Source organism: Candidatus Protofrankia californiensis (genome assembly GCF_900634765.1).
Lineage (GTDB): Bacteria > Actinomycetota > Actinomycetes > Frankiales > Frankiaceae > Protofrankia > Protofrankia californiensis.
The window spans coordinates 1518-17193 of sequence record NZ_CAAAFT010000438.1 but is presented as its reverse complement, the minus strand read 5'-3'; the positions used below and the strand labels follow the sequence as shown (position 1 = coordinate 17193).

The 15676-nt window shown below is 67.4% G+C and carries 15 protein-coding genes; 12 read left to right on the top strand and 3 right to left on the bottom strand.

Translation table 11 applies throughout. The features are described 5' to 3' along the window. Positions 1-108: 108 nt before the first annotated feature. The gene (gene pcrA / locus DD1DGNOD_RS22675) at positions 109-2553 is read left to right on the top strand and encodes a DNA helicase PcrA (RefSeq protein ID WP_131771000.1); all 2445 of its coding nucleotides are present in this window, start codon (positions 109-111) and stop codon (positions 2551-2553) included. A 126-nt stretch (positions 2554-2679) separates the two neighbouring features. On the opposite strand, the gene DD1DGNOD_RS22670 is transcribed toward pcrA, so the two are convergent. Continuing rightward, positions 2680-3408, bottom strand: a complete 729-nt coding sequence (locus DD1DGNOD_RS22670; RefSeq protein WP_241251791.1) for a M23 family metallopeptidase — start codon at positions 3406-3408, stop codon at positions 2680-2682. Between the two features lie 269 nt (positions 3409-3677). Then, positions 3678-4679, bottom strand: a complete 1002-nt coding sequence (locus tag DD1DGNOD_RS22665) for an esterase/lipase family protein (RefSeq protein ID WP_241251790.1) — start codon at positions 4677-4679, stop codon at positions 3678-3680. A gap of 612 nt (positions 4680-5291) precedes the next feature. On the opposite strand from DD1DGNOD_RS22665, the gene DD1DGNOD_RS22660 reads away from it, so the two are divergent. The 8 genes from DD1DGNOD_RS22660 (at position 5292) to purH (ending at position 12589) form a co-directional block, all read left to right on the top strand. Further along, positions 5292-5732: a cobalamin B12-binding domain-containing protein gene (locus DD1DGNOD_RS22660; RefSeq protein ID WP_131768491.1), complete on the top strand. Its 441-nt coding sequence runs from the start codon at positions 5292-5294 to the stop codon at positions 5730-5732. A 277-nt stretch (positions 5733-6009) separates the two neighbouring features. Continuing rightward, positions 6010-6336 carry a hypothetical protein gene (locus DD1DGNOD_RS27445; RefSeq protein ID WP_165036977.1) on the top strand — a complete coding sequence of 109 codons (327 nt, stop codon included), beginning with the start codon at positions 6010-6012 and terminating at the stop codon, positions 6334-6336. Positions 6337-6465: 129 nt separating this feature from the next. Next, entirely contained in the window at positions 6466-7632 is a 1167-nt protein-coding gene (gene sucC, locus DD1DGNOD_RS22655; protein ID WP_131768490.1) for an ADP-forming succinate--CoA ligase subunit beta, read from the top strand. Between the two features lie 24 nt (positions 7633-7656). After that, positions 7657-8532: a succinate--CoA ligase subunit alpha gene (gene sucD / locus DD1DGNOD_RS22650; RefSeq protein WP_131768489.1), complete on the top strand. Its 876-nt coding sequence runs from the start codon at positions 7657-7659 to the stop codon at positions 8530-8532. A gap of 275 nt (positions 8533-8807) precedes the next feature. Further along, complete coding sequence (locus DD1DGNOD_RS22645; protein ID WP_131768488.1) at positions 8808-9506, top strand: hypothetical protein; 699 nt, start codon at positions 8808-8810, stop codon at positions 9504-9506. A gap of 144 nt (positions 9507-9650) precedes the next feature. Continuing rightward, positions 9651-10163, top strand: a complete 513-nt coding sequence (locus tag DD1DGNOD_RS22640; protein ID WP_241251789.1) for a helix-turn-helix domain-containing protein — start codon at positions 9651-9653, stop codon at positions 10161-10163. A 177-nt stretch (positions 10164-10340) separates the two neighbouring features. After that, on the top strand, positions 10341-10916 hold the full coding sequence (gene purN, locus DD1DGNOD_RS22635; RefSeq protein ID WP_131768487.1) for a phosphoribosylglycinamide formyltransferase: 576 nt from the start codon (positions 10341-10343) through the stop codon (positions 10914-10916). Beyond that, on the top strand, positions 10913-12589 hold the full coding sequence (purH, locus tag DD1DGNOD_RS22630; RefSeq protein ID WP_241251788.1) for a bifunctional phosphoribosylaminoimidazolecarboxamide formyltransferase/IMP cyclohydrolase: 1677 nt from the start codon (positions 10913-10915) through the stop codon (positions 12587-12589). Before purN ends, purH begins: the two co-directional genes overlap by 4 nt. A gap of 487 nt (positions 12590-13076) precedes the next feature. Here the strand turns inward: purH and DD1DGNOD_RS22625 are convergent, their stop codons facing one another. Further along, the gene (locus DD1DGNOD_RS22625) at positions 13077-13385 is read right to left on the bottom strand and encodes a hypothetical protein (protein WP_131768485.1); all 309 of its coding nucleotides are present in this window, start codon (positions 13383-13385) and stop codon (positions 13077-13079) included. 320 nt (positions 13386-13705) lie between these two features. On the opposite strand from DD1DGNOD_RS22625, the gene DD1DGNOD_RS22620 reads away from it, so the two are divergent. The 3 genes from DD1DGNOD_RS22620 (at position 13706) to mdh (ending at position 15621) form a co-directional block, all read left to right on the top strand. Beyond that, complete coding sequence (locus DD1DGNOD_RS22620; RefSeq protein ID WP_241251787.1) at positions 13706-14041, top strand: DUF3017 domain-containing protein; 336 nt, start codon at positions 13706-13708, stop codon at positions 14039-14041. 179 nt (positions 14042-14220) lie between these two features. Further along, the gene (locus DD1DGNOD_RS22615) at positions 14221-14682 is read left to right on the top strand and encodes an isocitrate/isopropylmalate family dehydrogenase (RefSeq protein WP_131768484.1); all 462 of its coding nucleotides are present in this window, start codon (positions 14221-14223) and stop codon (positions 14680-14682) included. A 6-nt stretch (positions 14683-14688) separates the two neighbouring features. Then, positions 14689-15621 carry a malate dehydrogenase gene (gene mdh / locus DD1DGNOD_RS22610; RefSeq protein WP_131770999.1) on the top strand — a complete coding sequence of 311 codons (933 nt, stop codon included), beginning with the start codon at positions 14689-14691 and terminating at the stop codon, positions 15619-15621. Positions 15622-15676 lie beyond the last annotated feature (55 nt).

Here is a 15676-nt window from a genome sequence, read left to right as displayed (position 1 = left end):
GCGTCGGAGGCTGGTACGCGGAGTCGTGGCGCGGACCGGCACCTCGTAGGGTGGAGAGCGTGTACCGCTGTCGGACCTGCCGGACGTCGAACGTATGATCGATCCCCTATGAGCACGCTTCTCGGTGGCCTGTACCCCGACTTCGACGACCCCGCGGACGATCGGGACGGGCCCGTGGCGGTCCCGGATGCGCCGGGAGGCCGTGCCGCCGCGCTCCAGCTCGATGCCGACGCGCTGCTGGACGGCCTGAACCCGCAACAGCGGGCCGCGGTCGTCCATGCGGGTTCGCCGCTGCTCGTCGTCGCGGGTGCGGGGTCCGGCAAGACGCGGGTGCTCACGAACCGGATTGCCTACCTGCTTGCCGCGCGTGGGGTTCGTGCCGGCGAGATCCTGGCGATCACGTTCACCAACAAGGCCGCGAACGAGATGAAGGAGCGGGTCGCCGCGCTCGTCGGCACGCGGACCCGGGCGATGTGGGTGAGCACCTTTCATTCCGCGTGCGTGCGCATCCTGCGGTCGCACGCCAAGCGCATCGGGTTCACCAGCGGTTTCTCGATCTACGACGCGGCGGACGCCCAGCGCTTGATCACGCTGGTCGCGCGCGACCTGGACATCGACCCCAAGCGGTACCCGGCACGCGCACTCGCCACCGGGATCAGCAACCTGAAGAACGAACTGGTCGACTGGGAGACCGCCCGGGACAAGGCGGCCAACCACGTCGAACGCACCGTCGCCGAGGTCTACGGTCTCTACCAGCGCCGGCTGGCCGAGTCGAACGCGTTCGACTTCGACGATCTGATCATGACGACGGTGAACCTGCTGCAGGCCTTCCCGGATGTTGCCGAGCACTACCGGCGCCGGTTCCGGCACGTCCTTATCGACGAGTACCAGGACACCAACCATGCCCAGTACGTCCTCGTGCGGGAGCTGGTGGGGCACACCTCCCCGCTGACCGTCGACGGCGAGCCGGTACGGCCGGGCGCGGACACGGGCGATCATGTGGACTCCGGCGAGCGCACGGGCGATCATGCGGTGGAACCGGCCGAGCTGTGCGTGGTCGGTGACGCCGACCAGTCGATCTACGCCTTCAGGGGTGCCAACATCCGTAACATCGTCGAGTTCGAGCAGGATTACCCCGATGCCACCGTGATCATGCTGGAACAGAACTACCGGTCCACGCAGACGATCCTGTCCGCGGCGAACGCGGTGATAGCACGCAACGCCCGGCGCAAGCCCAAGCGACTGTGGTCGGACGCCGGAGACGGCGAGAAGATCGTCGGCTATGTCGCGGACAACGAGCACGACGAGGCCGTCTTCGTCGCCGCCGAGGTCGATCGGCTGGCCGACGCCGAACTGGCGCGCTCCGGCGATATCGCCGTCTTCTACCGCACCAACGCCCAGAGCCGGGTCTTCGAAGAGATCTTCATCCGGGTCGGCCTGCCCTACCGAGTGATCGGCGGGGTGCGCTTCTACGAGCGCCGTGAGGTTCGGGATCTGCTCGCCTACCTGCGGGTGCTGGTGAACCCGGCGGACACCGTGAACCTGCGACGCATCCTCAACGTGCCCAAGCGGGGAATCGGTGATCGGGCCGAGGCGATGCTCGCCACCTTCGCCGAGCGCGAGCGCATCCCCTTCGCCGACGCCCTGCACCGTGTGGAGGAGGTCCCGGGCCTGGCCGCCCGCTCGGCGAAGGCGGTCCGCGATTTCGCGGGCCTGCTCGCCGAATTGCGCACGGCCGTGGCCGACGGCCCGGTCGCGGCGTTGGAAACAGCGCTGGAACGGACAGGATACCTCGCCGAGCTGGCCGCCGCGGACACCCTCGAGTCCGAGGGGCGGGTGGAGAACCTCCAGGAGCTGGTCAGCGTAGCCCGGGAATTCAGCGAGCAGTTTCCGCAGGGTTCGCTCGCGGACTTCCTCGAGCAAGTCTCCCTGGTCGCCGATGCCGACCAGGTACCCGATCCCGAGGAGGGTACCGCCGGGGTCGTCACCCTGATGACGCTGCACAGCGCCAAGGGGCTGGAGTTCCCGGTGGTCTTCCTGACCGGGCTGGAGGACGGCGTTTTCCCGCACATGCGCACGCTCGGCGACCCGACCGAACTCGAGGAGGAACGGCGCCTGGCCTATGTCGGCATCACCCGGGCGCGTGCCCGGCTGTACCTGACCCGGTCGGAGGTCCGCAGTGCCTGGGGTCAGCCGGCGTACAACCCGCCGTCGCGTTTTCTTGAGGAGGTGCCGTCCGAGTTGGTCAGCTGGCAGGGGAACGCACAACCGGCGTCGGCCGCCTCTCGGCCGCAGGCGACCGCGTCGGGTTCGGCGTCACCACGGTCGTCGGGCGGGCAGGCCGGTGGGCTACCGGGCCGCCGGCCCGCGCCGGCGCCACGCCCGATTCCCGACCTTTCCACGGGGGACCGGGTCAACCACGACACCTTCGGCCTGGGCCAGGTCGTCGCGGTGGCAGGGTCGGGGGACAACCGCGAGGTGAGCATCGACTTCGGCGAGGGGACGGGAACCAAGCGTCTGCTCCTGCGTTACGCCCCGATCGAAAAGCTGTGAGCAGCGCGCCCACAAACGTCGCGCCCACAAACGTGGGTCTCCACCGATGTTGTCGGGCCGCAACGGTGGGCCCGCAACGGTGGCGGCGTTCGGTAGCAGACGCCGTTCAGTAGCAGCGGACGCCGTTCAGTAGTAGACGCCGTGTTTGGCCAGCCACGCAAGCGGGTCGACCTCGACGCCGTTCTGGCCGTTGAGCCGGACCTCGAAGTGCAGATGCGGCCCGGTGGAGAATCCGGTCGACCCTTCCAGGCCCAGTTGCTGGCTGGTGGCGACCCGTTGACCGACCCGGACGTCGATCCGGGAAAGGTGGGCATAGCAAGTTACGACATTGTTCGTATGGAGGATCTGGACGAAGTTTCCGTAGCCGGATTCCCATCCTGCGTAGATGACGGTACCGCCGTGGGCGGCGACGACCTGGGTGCCCATCGGTGCGCCGAGATCGATACCGGGGTGGCCGTTGGCACCACCGAACCGTTGGGTGAGACGGGCCTGTATCGGGTGGACCCACCGCAGCGCCTCTTTCTGCTGGCGTGCGGTCTGCGCGGCCGCGGTCCGCTGTTGGAGGAGCAGGATGGACAGCTGGGCCAGTGCCTCGTCCCGATCGACACGGTCGGTCTGGGCCTGGCGTTGCGCGGCTTCGCTGTCGTCGGGTTGCCGCCCGAGCAGGGAGGGATCGCTCAGCCCGTCGGTCGCGGCATCCGCCGCGGTGGGTGCCGGGCCGAAGATCGTCCCGGCGGTGCGCAGTCCGGGAAGACCCGCTGGTTCGGAGTGGGCGATGCCGGTTGTGTTGATCATCATGATGCCGAGGGTGGAGACCACGGCGGAGGCTATACCGGTGCGGCGGATCTGCGCCATCGAGACCGTCCGGCGGGCGAAGCCGAACGGATCGCCGTGCTTTGCGGTCCTACCGTGGCCGCGGTGCCGCCCTGAGTTGCGGGCCGGGGGTTGTGACAACCCGAAATCACGCTCCCGTTGGTCGACAAGACTCCTGCCGCGTCGCGGCACGGCGGGAGGGAAAAGCCTGTAAACCGACTCGAACGCTACACCGACCCAAACCGGAACTTTGATGCCACCCCCACCCACGGTGGATGTGGTACGTAAAGTGGTTTAATTATTGCTTTTTGTCATCGCGAGTGGTGAAGATTTCGATCATGCTGGAAGTCTCCGGTTGCCGAACGGGAGTCTCCCCATGGGGTGGGGTCGGGACGGGCGTCCGAGAGGGATCTCGGCTGTGCCGCCGGCTCCGATCCTTCCTCCTCGCCGGTGTCGGGATCGTGATCGGTGTGTTCGACGTCGTCCAGATGGGCGAGCGTGGTCGCGATCTGGTGGACGACGTCGATGTTGAACGGCAGCGAGTGGTGACCGACGCCGGGAAGGCGAACGTTACGGACGGTGAGGTCCGGATGATGGAGAAGTGCCGACTCGCTCGGCCGTATGATCGTGTCCAGATCCCCTGAGAAGGCCACGAACCGCGTCCGGCAGTTCGGCGCGGGTTCGGCCAGCTCGCGGATCACGTCCGAATCCGGGACCAGCTGGCGCAGGAGTGTGTACGGCACCATCGGGGGGAGCAGCCGCGCCAAGCGGGTGCCCTCATGCGGTGTACCCAGCGTCACCAGTGTGTGCACATGGGCGTCGCCGTCGAGTTTCTGCACGTAGTAGCGGGCAACCAGTCCGCCGAGGGAGTGCCCGACGATGTGTATGCGCGGGTAGCCCGTCTGCTCACACATTGTCTCGACCACTGTGCCAAGCCGGCGGGCCGCCGTCGGAATGTCCGAGGTGAACAGCGGCAGGTTCACTGTGGCGACTCGCCCGAAGCCCCGCCGGCGCAGCGACCGGTGCAGTCGAGTGAAGATCGACCTATTGTCGATCATACCGTGGACCAGCAGAATCGGTGTGCCTGCGGCTTCTATGTCGCCGACGAGCAGCCCACGCCGCAATGGGGAGAGGCCGTCGAGGGTGTAGCGGTCGGCCGGCTCGCGCAGCCTCTCCGAGACGACCCCGATCGGGTAGAAGGCGATATGGGTCATCAGCCACGTGGCTTCCGCGGCCATCCCGCGGACCGCCGCCGGTGTGTCGAGCAGGCCTCGGGTCACCTGTGTGCTGCGACAGGTCACGGATGTGCTCACAGATCGGGTGACCCTGCTTGCCGCCGCCCCCAGTTGACGCTTTCCGATTGCCTCTGCTCCCGTCCGTGCTCGGACAGCCGTCCGAAGAACCAGCTGGCCGAAAGAACTAGCCGGCCGAAGGCAGCGCGATCGTCGGCCTTCTCGCGCGGCCGGAGGCCCCAAGGAACCCGGGAGGCTGCTGAACAACACCTGTCCGGCTCGCTGGCCGAACGCCGTTGTTCAGCAGTCTCCCGGGCCCGAACCTCCCGTGCGGGGAGGGACCCGGGAACGGCACGATACTCGCAGGCTCAGGGCCCCGGGATTTCGCACCGGACGAACCGTTTCGCACCAGACGAACTGTAGTGAGGTCTGGCAGACGCCCTGGGAACCACCACGACGTCTACCGTGACTGAGAGTACAAAAGAAGGTCACGGATGTCGACTGTTGGTTCCTTGCCGTGACTGTTGACCGGGACCGCCGGCAGCTGTGATCCCGCCGGGCAACGGCGTGCTTCCGTGGGTGCGTACCGCTAGGGTCTATGAAGAGATCGGGCCACGGAACGTCATGTACGGGACATTACGTCACGGAAAGTAATGTCCGGGCGGGCGACGTCAGTGAACGCAAGGAGGCCGCGTGAGCGAAACCGGTGAACGTATCCGGGTGGTGGTCGCCAAACCCGGTCTTGACGGCCACGATCGCGGCGCCAAGGTCATTGCGCGGGCGTTGCGGGACGCGGGCATGGAGGTCGTCTACACCGGCCTGCACCAGACGCCTGAGCAGATTGTCGAGACCGCGATCCAGGAGGACGCCGACTGCATCGGTCTGTCGGTCCTCTCGGGCGCACATATGACCCTTTTTGCGCGCCTGATGGAGCTGCTGCGGGAGCGTGGTGCCACCGACATCGTGGTAACCGGTGGCGGAATCATACCGGATGCCGATATTCCGGAGCTGAAGGCTCTGGGTGTCGCCGAGATATTCACTCCCGGGACGACCACGGGCGAAATCGTCAAGTGGATCCGGTCGAGGGTGGCCGCGGCCCACGCATCCGATCCCACCGGAGCTTCCGCGCGCTGAACCTCCCGGGTTTCCCCCGGGTTGGCTCCCGGCGGGATCCGTCCCGGCCGATCAGAGGTCGGCAGGGACGGCCGGGGCGGCCGGGGACGGCTCGGCCGGGACGTCCCTGCGGGTACGTGGGTGAGGTCCCTCCGGCGGGACACGCAGGCCGTAAGCCCCCAGGGATGGTGCTGAGGTTCCCGGCCGTCCCGGTTGCCCGGTCCGCCAGCTGTCCGGTCCGCCGGCCGCATCCTGTCTGTCATGCCTTCGTCACCGGTCCGGCAACAGGACGCCCGACATGCCGTCGCCACTGTTTGTGATATCGAGCGTTACACGGCTGTCCGGTGTCGGTGACGTTCCCGCCGGGCTCGGGTATGCCGCCGGGCTCGGGTATATGGCTCGCGGCCGGATCCGTATGCGGGGTGAGCGAGGTAACGCAGGCATCGCCGTCACCGCCGTCACCGCCGTCGCAGGCGTCGCAGGCGTCGCAGGCGCCGAGATCATGCCGGGTTCGATCGGAATAGTGGGTATTGCGATCAGTGTGATCGCGGTGTCGACCACCACAAAACGAGGCGCTTGGTACCGGGTCCGGGTGATGATGGTGACTGACCCCGGACATACGTGACCGGCCGCCGCGGCAGGAGCAGCATCTGCCGGGGCGGGCGCCTTCAGTAGGCTCGGGGCGGCTTCCCCTTCCTCCGAACTTTCGAACGTTCGATCCTGACCACCGACCTCGTATCCGACTGGACGGACTGTGGATCTCTTCGAGTATCAGGCGAAGAAGCTGTTCGCCGACCACGGCGTGCCTGTGCCCACCGGCAAGGTCGCCACGACCCCCGACGAGGCACGCGGCATCGCAACTGATCTTGGTGGACGTGTCGTCGTCAAAGCGCAGGTCAAGACCGGAGGCCGCGGCAAGGCCGGTGGCGTGAAGGTCGCCGACGGCCCGGACGACGCCACCGCCAAGGCATCGGCAATCCTCGGGATGGACATCAAGGGCCACACTGTCCATTCGGTCCTCGTGGAGCAGGCGAGTGACATTGCCGAGGAGTACTACGCCTCCTTCCTGCTCGACCGGGCGAACCGGACCTTCCTCGCCATGTGCTCCCGCGAGGGCGGGATGGAGATCGAGGAGGTCGCCGCGACCAAGCCGGAGGCGCTCGCCCGTATCCCGATCGACCCGCTGGTCGGGGTGGACGCGACCGTCGCCCGCCAGATCGCGGTGGCGGCGAAGCTGCCCGAGGCGGCTCTGGACGGTGCCACCGAGCTCCTGGTGAAGCTGTGGGAGGTCTTCGTCCGCTCCGACGCCACCCTGGTGGAGGTCAACCCGCTGATCCTGACCGGTGACGGCCGCGTGATCGCGCTGGACGGCAAGGTCAGCCTGGACGAGAACGCCTCCTTCCGCCACCCCGACCACACCGCGTTCGTGGACGTCGCCGCGGTGGACCCGCTGGAGCAGAAGGCGAAGGAGAAGGGCCTCAACTACGTCAAACTGTCCGGGCAGGTCGGCATCATCGGCAACGGCGCCGGCCTGGTCATGTCAACCCTCGACGTGGTCACCTATGCCGGTGAGGAGTTTGGCGGGCAGCGGCCGGCCAACTTCCTCGACATCGGTGGTGGGGCGTCCGCGCAGGTGATGGCGGACGGGTTGTCGATCATTCTGGGCGACCCGGCGGTCAAGAGTGTGTTCGTGAACATCTTCGGCGGGATCACTGCCTGTGACGCGGTCGCCAACGGTATCGTGCAGGCACTGAAGATCGTCGGTGACATCTCCACCCCGCTGGTCGTGCGGCTCGACGGCAACAACGCCGACGAGGGCCGGCGGATCCTCACCGAGGCCAACCTCGACGTGGTCAAGCCGGTGGACACCATGGACGGCGCGGCGCGGCTCGCCGCCGAGCTCGCCGCGACCGCGGCCTGAGCGGACGGGAAGAGGCTTCCGACAATGGCAATCTGGCTGGACGAGACGTCCAAGATCCTGGTTCAGGGCATCACTGGTTCCGAGGGGCGCAAGCACACCGCCCGGATGCTGCGCGCGGGCACGACGATCGTCGGCGGTACCAACCCCAAGAAGGCGGGTACCGAGGTCGAGGGTGTGCCGGTCTTCGCGACGGTGGCTGAGACGATCGACAAGACCGGCGCCGACGTCTCCGTGGTGTACGTCCCGCCGGCCGGGACCAAGGCGGCCGTGATCGAGGCGATCGACGCGGGCATCCCGCTCGTCGTGGTCATCACCGAGGGCGTGCCGGTGCACGACACCACCGCGTTCTGGGCGTACGCGAAGTCCAAGGGCAACACGACGCGGATCATCGGGCCGAACTGTCCCGGCATCGTGAGCCCGGGCAAGTCGAACGCGGGGATCATCCCGGGTGACATCACCCCGCAGGGCCGCATCGGGCTGGTCAGCAAGAGCGGTACCCTGACCTACCAGATGATGTACGAACTGCGTGACTTCGGCTTCTCCACCTGCGTCGGTATCGGCGGTGACCCCGTCATCGGCACCACCCACATCGATGCTCTCGCAGCGTTCGAGACCGATCCCGACACCGACGCGATCGTGATGATCGGTGAGATCGGTGGTGACGCCGAGGAGCGTGCTGCCGCCTACATCGACGAGCACATCACCAAGCCGGTCGTCGGTTATGTCGCGGGCTTCACCGCGCCGGAGGGCAAGACGATGGGGCATGCGGGGGCGATCGTGTCCGGATCGTCCGGGACGGCGCTCGCCAAGAAGGAAGCCCTGGAGAAGGCGGGAGTCCGGGTCGGCAAGACCCCCTCCGAGACCGCCCGTCTCATGGCCGATGTCATGCGCTCCCTCTGATCCTGTCCCTGCTGGTTGTTGTTCCTAGCGTTGCATAACGGTGCGTCTGCTGTGACGCACCGTTTGCGGACCGGGTGTGGCGGTCGTTTCCGGCGACCGACCACGCCCGGTTGTCTTTTACGTACTCGTTGCGTTGTCCGCGGGACCCTGTCCGGCGCCGCGGGTGCTTTCGGAGTACTTTCGCGGACATGATCGTGTCGTTCCGGTGTGAAAGGGCTACGGTGTCAGGGATGGGTCCGTCAGGTCACCGCTGATCGCTGAAGTGGGGTCGTCCCGTGACACGTATAGCCGGCCGCGACATACAGAACAACGACCTCGGCGTTCTAGCCGCCGGCGTCGTCCTGTTCATCGCATCGTTATTCGACTGGTTCGCGGTCCGCGGGTTCGGGGAGAACGCGTGGGGCGTCGGTTTCTTCGCCTACGGCGGCGTCGAACTCGGGCTGCTCGTGGTCGGCCTGGTGGCGGTGCGAACCTTCACCCGTGTCCAGCTACCGGCGGTGGGCGTCGACTGGGTTCTGATCATCGCGGGTATCGCCGCTCTCGGCACCATCTTGATTTTTCTCAAGACGGTGCTGGGGGTTGACCACATCCACCGAGCCGCCGGGCTGTGGCTCGGGCTCATCGCCTCGGGGGCCATCACGGCTTTCTCGGTCCTGACCGCCGTTGCCGGCGGGCACACGCTACCTCGTGGCGGCCCTCGTGACCGCTCGTCACACCCGGCACCTCCCGGCACCCAGTACGACTCGTACGGACAGCCGTTGTCGGGCGGGTACGGGCAACCAGGGGATTACGGGCAACCGGGTGGGTACGGCCAGCCGGGAGGCTATGGCCAGCCGCCGCAGGCTGGTTACGGGCAGCCGCCGCAGGCCGGTTACGGGCAGCCGCCGTATGGCGGATACGGTCAGCCGGATCCCTACGGTCAGCCGCCGCAGGCTGGTGAGGGCCAACCACCCTATGGCCAACCTGGCCGGTAATGCCTGTTCGGTAGGGCCTGTCCGGTAGGGCCTGTCCGGTTGATCCTCAACCGCGCGGATCGGCGTCCAGACGGCCAGTACAACTGGAAATGTCCGACCTCTCCGCTAACGTCCGATCATCGGTTCGTCGACGGGGAGGTCGTCATGGCTGTCAGCGCCGCGGAGCTGCGGGCCGAGTCCAGGCGCCTGCGGGCGCTCGGGTGGTCCTATCGGCGGATCGCGCTGGAGTGGCAGCGTCGATACCGGCTGAACGCTCGGGTCGCCTTTCGACTCGCCCACGGATGGACGCAGGAGGAGGCGGCGCGGCGGTGGAACGCCCGCTGGCCCTGCGAAGATCCGCCGAAGACGGGCAAGGCCTTCTCGTACTGGGAGGTCTGGCCTGGGCGGGGTGGCCGGGCGCCGTCGACTCAGACCCTCCAGCGCCTGGCCGAGCTGTACCTGTGCCGCCCCGGCGATCTCCTCGACGGGGACGATTTCGGCCGTCTCGACACGGGTTGTGACGATGTCTCGCGCGAGCACGAAGTCGGGCGGTCGCAGGCCGGCCAATTGATCAACGATCCATGCGAACACCGGAGCGGGCCGGCGTCACCGGGTGGCGGCGACCCGGTTCCAGACGTCGGCCACCTGGCGCACAGCTTGCCCCGTCACCCGGCCTGACCAGGTCTTATGCCTCCAACAGGCCAGGCGTTACGCCTCGCCCTGGACGCGGTGACGCGGTCCCGATGGATGCGCACAGGCCGCCTGACCTCAGTACAGTCGGAACAGTCCTTGTTTGACGACGAGTTGCCGGGTTCGACGGCGAGTTGCCGGCCACCTGGTTTTCCGGAGAGTCCCGTGCCCGCACGACTGGTTGTTCTCGCCTCCGGGGTGGGCACCACCTTGCAGGCTGTGCTGGATGCCTGCCGGGATCCGTCCTTCGGCGTCGAGGTCATCGCCGTGGGTACAGACCGGTTCGGGACCGGTGCGCAGGAACGAGCGTTGGCTGCTGGTATCCCGGTGTTCACCGTTCGTCTTGAGGACTTTCCGCATCGGGAGGCCTTCGACGAGGCCACAGCAGAGCAGATCGCCGCTCATGATCCGGATCTGTTGGTGCTCGCCGGCTACATGAAGATCCTCGGAAAGCAGGTTGTTGGACGCTTCCGGACGGTGAACACTCATCCGTCGCTACTCCCCGCGTTCCCCGGCGCCCACGCCGTCAGGGATGCGCTCGCGCACGGGGTGAAGATCAGTGGAGTCACGGTCCACTGGGTCGACGAAGGCGTCGATACCGGGCCGATCCTTGCGCAGGCGGCGGTGGACGTGGAAGCGTCCGACACGGAAGAAACTCTGCGTACACGCATCCAGGCAGTGGAGCGCGTCCTGTACGTGCAGACGATCGGCCGGATCGTCCGGTCAGAGGAGGGGACATGACATTCGCACAGGTCCCGCGGGAGTCCTCGCCCAACGAGCCGGTGGAGGGAGCGCAGAGTTTCCCGCATGCCGGCGCGGACACGCCCAGTAGCGGCGAGCTGGTCGCGACGGGGCGGCGCCCCATCCGGCGGGTGTTGGTCAGTGTCTACGACAAGGCCGGTCTGGCCGAACTCGCGGCTGTGTTCGCCGACGCCGAGGTGGAGGTCGTCTCCACCGGTTCGACCGCGCAGGCCCTCGCCCGTCACGGTCTGGCCGTCACGCCGATCAGCACCCTCACCGGGTTTCCCGAGATCCTCGGTGGCAGAGTCAAGACGCTGCACCCGCGCGTGCACGCCGGCCTGCTCGCGGACCTGCGCAATGTTGAGCACGCCGAGGCGCTCGCCGAACTCGACATCGAGCCGTTCGATCTCGTCGTGTCCAACCTCTATCCCTTCCGGGAGACGGTTGCCGGTGGTGCCTCCGAGGACGAGGTGATTGAGCAGATCGACATCGGCGGTCCGGCGATGATCCGTGCCGCCGCGAAGAACCATCCCACCGTGGCCGTGATCGTCTCGCCGGCGGACTACCCGGAGCTGATCGCGGCGATCCGGGCCGGCGGTTTCGACCTGGCCGCGCGCCGTCGGCTTGCCGCACGTGCTTTTGCGCACACCGCCGCATATGACGTCGCTGTCGCGTCATGGTTCGCCAGCGTCGGCGCACCCGACCAGATCGCCCGCGAGTCCGGCTGGCCGGACACGGTTGCCGCGGTGTGGCGTCGCGGGGAAGTCCTGCGCTACGGCGAGAATCCGCACCAGCGGGCCGCGCTGTACGTTGCCGAGGACGACGGGCCGGGCCTTGCCGGTGCCCGGCAGCTGCACGGCAAGCCGATGTCGTTCAACAACTTCACCGACGCGGAAGCGGCACGCCGGGCCGTGGCCGATTTCAGCGAACCGTGCGTGGCCGTGGTCAAGCACGCGAACCCCTGCGGCCTGGCGATCGGCCGTGATATCGCCGATGCCCACCGCAAGGCGCATGCCTGCGATCCCGTGTCCGCCTTCGGTGGGGTCATCGCGACGAACCGTCCGGTCAGCCTCGCCCTGGCCGAACAGATCGCGGAGATATTCACCGAGGTCGTGGTGGCGCCCGGCTACGCCGACAGTGCCGTGGAGATCCTGGCCCGCAAACCTTCGATCCGCCTGCTGGAATGTCCCCTGCCGCCGCACCCGCACGGTGTGCAGATGCGCCAGATCTCCGGTGGGCTGCTGCTGCAGTCCCGGGACGCGCTGGACGCAGCCGGTGACGATCCCTCGGGCTGGACGCTGGAAGCCGGTGCGCCTGCGAACGAGAGCACCCTGGCCGATCTTGCCTTTGCCTGGAAGGCCGCCAGATCGGTGAAGTCGAACGCGATTCTCATTGCCGTGGACGGTGCCACGGTCGGTGTCGGCATGGGACAGGTGAACCGGGTGGATGCGGCGATGCTCGCGGTGACCCGCGGGGGTGACCGTGTGAAGGCGGCGGTGGCTGCCAGTGACGCGTACTTCCCCTTCCCGGACGGTCTGCAGGTGCTCATCGACGCCGGTGTCCGTGCGGTCGTCGAACCGGGTGGATCCGTCCGCGACGAGCAGGTGATAGCAGCCGCACGGGAAGGAGGGATCACGCTCTACTTCACCGGCGTCCGGCATTTTGCGCATTGACGGTAGTTGCCAAGAGTCATCAAGAATTGTCAAGGTTCGGCGGCCGGGACAGTCCGGCGGTCAGGGTGACTGTGCGGGCAACGGTTGTCGTCGTCCCGGTGCGATCCCGGTGCGCCGGAACACTTCCGTACACCGACGGTGCTCACCGGAAACGACGCCCGAATCCGCCGCGACCTGACCAGAACGCGGCGGCCGGCGGGGCCGGGTCGATGTCGGGGTCACGGATGGGGTCACGGGCGGGTGTCTGCGCCACGGCTGGTGGTTCGACGGCGTCGTCATCCGCCGGCCCGGTTCGCCCGGATCGGCCTGCCTGGCCCGGCGCACCACCGGGTGTGTGCGGGGCCGATGCCGGGTCCGTAACGGGTTCGAGTTGCTGGTCCGCGCCGGTCACCGCGTCGTGACTTTCTTCGGCCCGCCGGTGCGAGGTGCGTAACTGTTCGTTGGTGCCGTCCGGATCCGCTTTCGGCGGCCGGACGGCACCAACGTTTCATGAGATGGACGCGGACTCCGCCGCTGCCGCTCCACGCCGCGGCGCGCTCGTCGTGGTGCCATTCGAGGACGCCGGGATGTTACCTCCGGGCGTGTCGTTGGTAGGGACGTAACGCTGCGCCACCCAGTCCAGCGCCTCCCGCCAGCTCGCGCCGTACAGGACCGAGATCCTGTCCGCCGTCTGCCGCGCGAGAGCCTGGACAAACACCCGGTCGTCGCTGTCCAGGTGTCGGGCATCTCCGAAGGTCTCCCAAGCCCGGAACATCAGCTCCTGCAGCTTCTTGCTGTGTGGCGTTTCGTCTGCCACGGCCCACTCCCTCCCACTCCGGGGGCTGCGGCGGCAGTCTCCCCTAGTCCCGCACGACGCGTTCACTCGGGGGTCCGAAAGGTTGTGAATCGATGAATGATCGCAAGTTTTTCGGCTGCCGACGCAGGGCTGGTTTGTGTGGTCATATCAAGATCGATAATGCTCCGGGCCTGCCTGGACGACACGGGCGACACGGGCGGAGGGTCGTCCCAGGAGACGACGCGGCCGAGAGGGCCGCTCCCAACAGACATAGACTGTGTTTGTGGTCGGGGTGAGCGGGTGGGAAACCGCGTCCGGACGGGGAGGCCGAGTATCGGCCGGTGAATCACGAGCATGTTGGTAACGCCGCGATGAACGCCGGTCACCGCCAGCGCCCGACCCGGCGGCGGTCATTGTCGGCGTGGGAGCCGGTCTTCGCGGCTGTGTTGGGCGCTGCGATCGTCGCCCTGGTGTTCGTGTCACAGAACCACTGGCGGCGGGGTCTGCTCGGGCTGGGTATGGCTCTGCTCGCCGGGGCCGTCCTGCGGTTGGTCCTGCCGACCCGACGCGTCGGATTGCTCGTTGTAAGGGGCAGAGTTTTCGACGTCGCGACACTCGCGGTCCTCGGCACAATGATCATTGTGGTGACGCTGGCGGTACCGGTTCCGGGATCGTAATGGCCTCCACGGCCGGGACCCCGAGCGTGAAAGGCGCATGATCGCGCTGCCTTTGGCCCGCTGGAGGCTTCACCGATCCGTCGCCGGACTCCGATCCCTGGCCGCCCACCTCAGAGGCGACCGCGGTAACCTCACGATATCCAAGCATCGCGTTCAAATGAGCGGGGCGAACAGTACACATGCCGACCCATCGCGTAACCCTGATCCCCGGTGATGGCACCGGGCCCGAGCTCACCGGGGCGACCCGCCGGGTGCTCGCAGCGGCTGTCGCGACCGTCGGTTCCAGTTTTGGCCGGGACGTACCGGAAGCCGGCGTGGACATCATGGAAACCGCCGACCTCGCAGTGGCGCCGGGAGCGAACATCGGCACGGAGGCGGCGGTCTTCGCGGTGGCACACGGCAGCGCGCCGAAATATAAAAGCCAGCGCAAGGTCAACCCGGCCGCGATGATTCTCTCCGGAAAGCTCATGCCGGAACACCGCGGTAAGCTGACCGCGGCGGTAAACCTGGAGAACGCGGTGGCGGCGGTCATCGAGGAAGCTCGCAGCGTCACCTGCGACTCGAAGCCGACCCGTACCGAACCGACCGCCGTCGGGACGGTGGAATATGCCGACGCCATCATCGAGAAACTGAGGGGCTGACACCCTATGGGTGGGAAGGTAACCGTTGTCGGAGCTGGTTTCTACGGCTCCACGACCGCACAACGCCTTGCCGAGTACGACATTTTCGACACGGTCGTCCTCACCGACATCATCGAGGGCAAACCACAGGGTCTCGCCCTCGACCTGAACCAGTCGCGGCCGGTCGAGGGTTTCGAGACCACGATTGTCGGGACGAACGACTACGCCGACACCGAGGGGTCGGACGTCGTCGTCATCACCGCCGGTCTGCCGCGTAAGCCGGGCATGAGTCGGATGGATCTGATCGAGGTCAACGCGAAGATCGTCCGGCAGGTGTCGGAGAACATCGCGAAGTCCTCGCCCGAGGCCGTCGTCGTCGTGGTTTCCAATCCGCTGGACGAGATGACCGCGCTCGCCGCGAACGTCCTCGGTTTCCCCCGGAACCGGGTCATCGGCCAGGCCGGCATGCTCGACACCGCCCGCTTCACCAACTTCGTCGCCGTGGAGCTCGGCGTGCCGGTGAAGTCGGTGCGGACCCTCACCCTGGGGTCGCACGGCGACACCATGGTTCCGGTGCCCTCGCAGTGCACGGTGGACGGTAAGCCCCTCGCGGAGCTGCTCCCCGGCGACAAGATCGAGGAGCTGGTGACCCGCACCCGCAACGGCGGGGCCGAGGTGGTCGCGTTGCTCAAGACCGGGTCGGCATACTACGCGCCGTCGGCTGCCGCTGCTCGGATGGTCAAGGCCGTGGCCGAGGACTCCGGCGCGGTGATGCCGGTGTGCGCGTGGGTGGACGGCGAGTTCGGCATCTCCGGTGTCTATCTCGGCGTGCCCGCCGAGATCGGCCGCGGTGGCGTGAAGAAGGTCGTGGAGATCGCCTTGTCCGCCCAGGAGAAGGCGGCGCTCGCCACCGCCGCTGAGGCTGTCCGGGCCAAGCAGGCCGACGTGGCCAGCCTGTAGCAGCCTGTAGCAGCTTGTAGCTGTAGCAGCCTGCAGTAAGTGGCCGTCCTGGAGC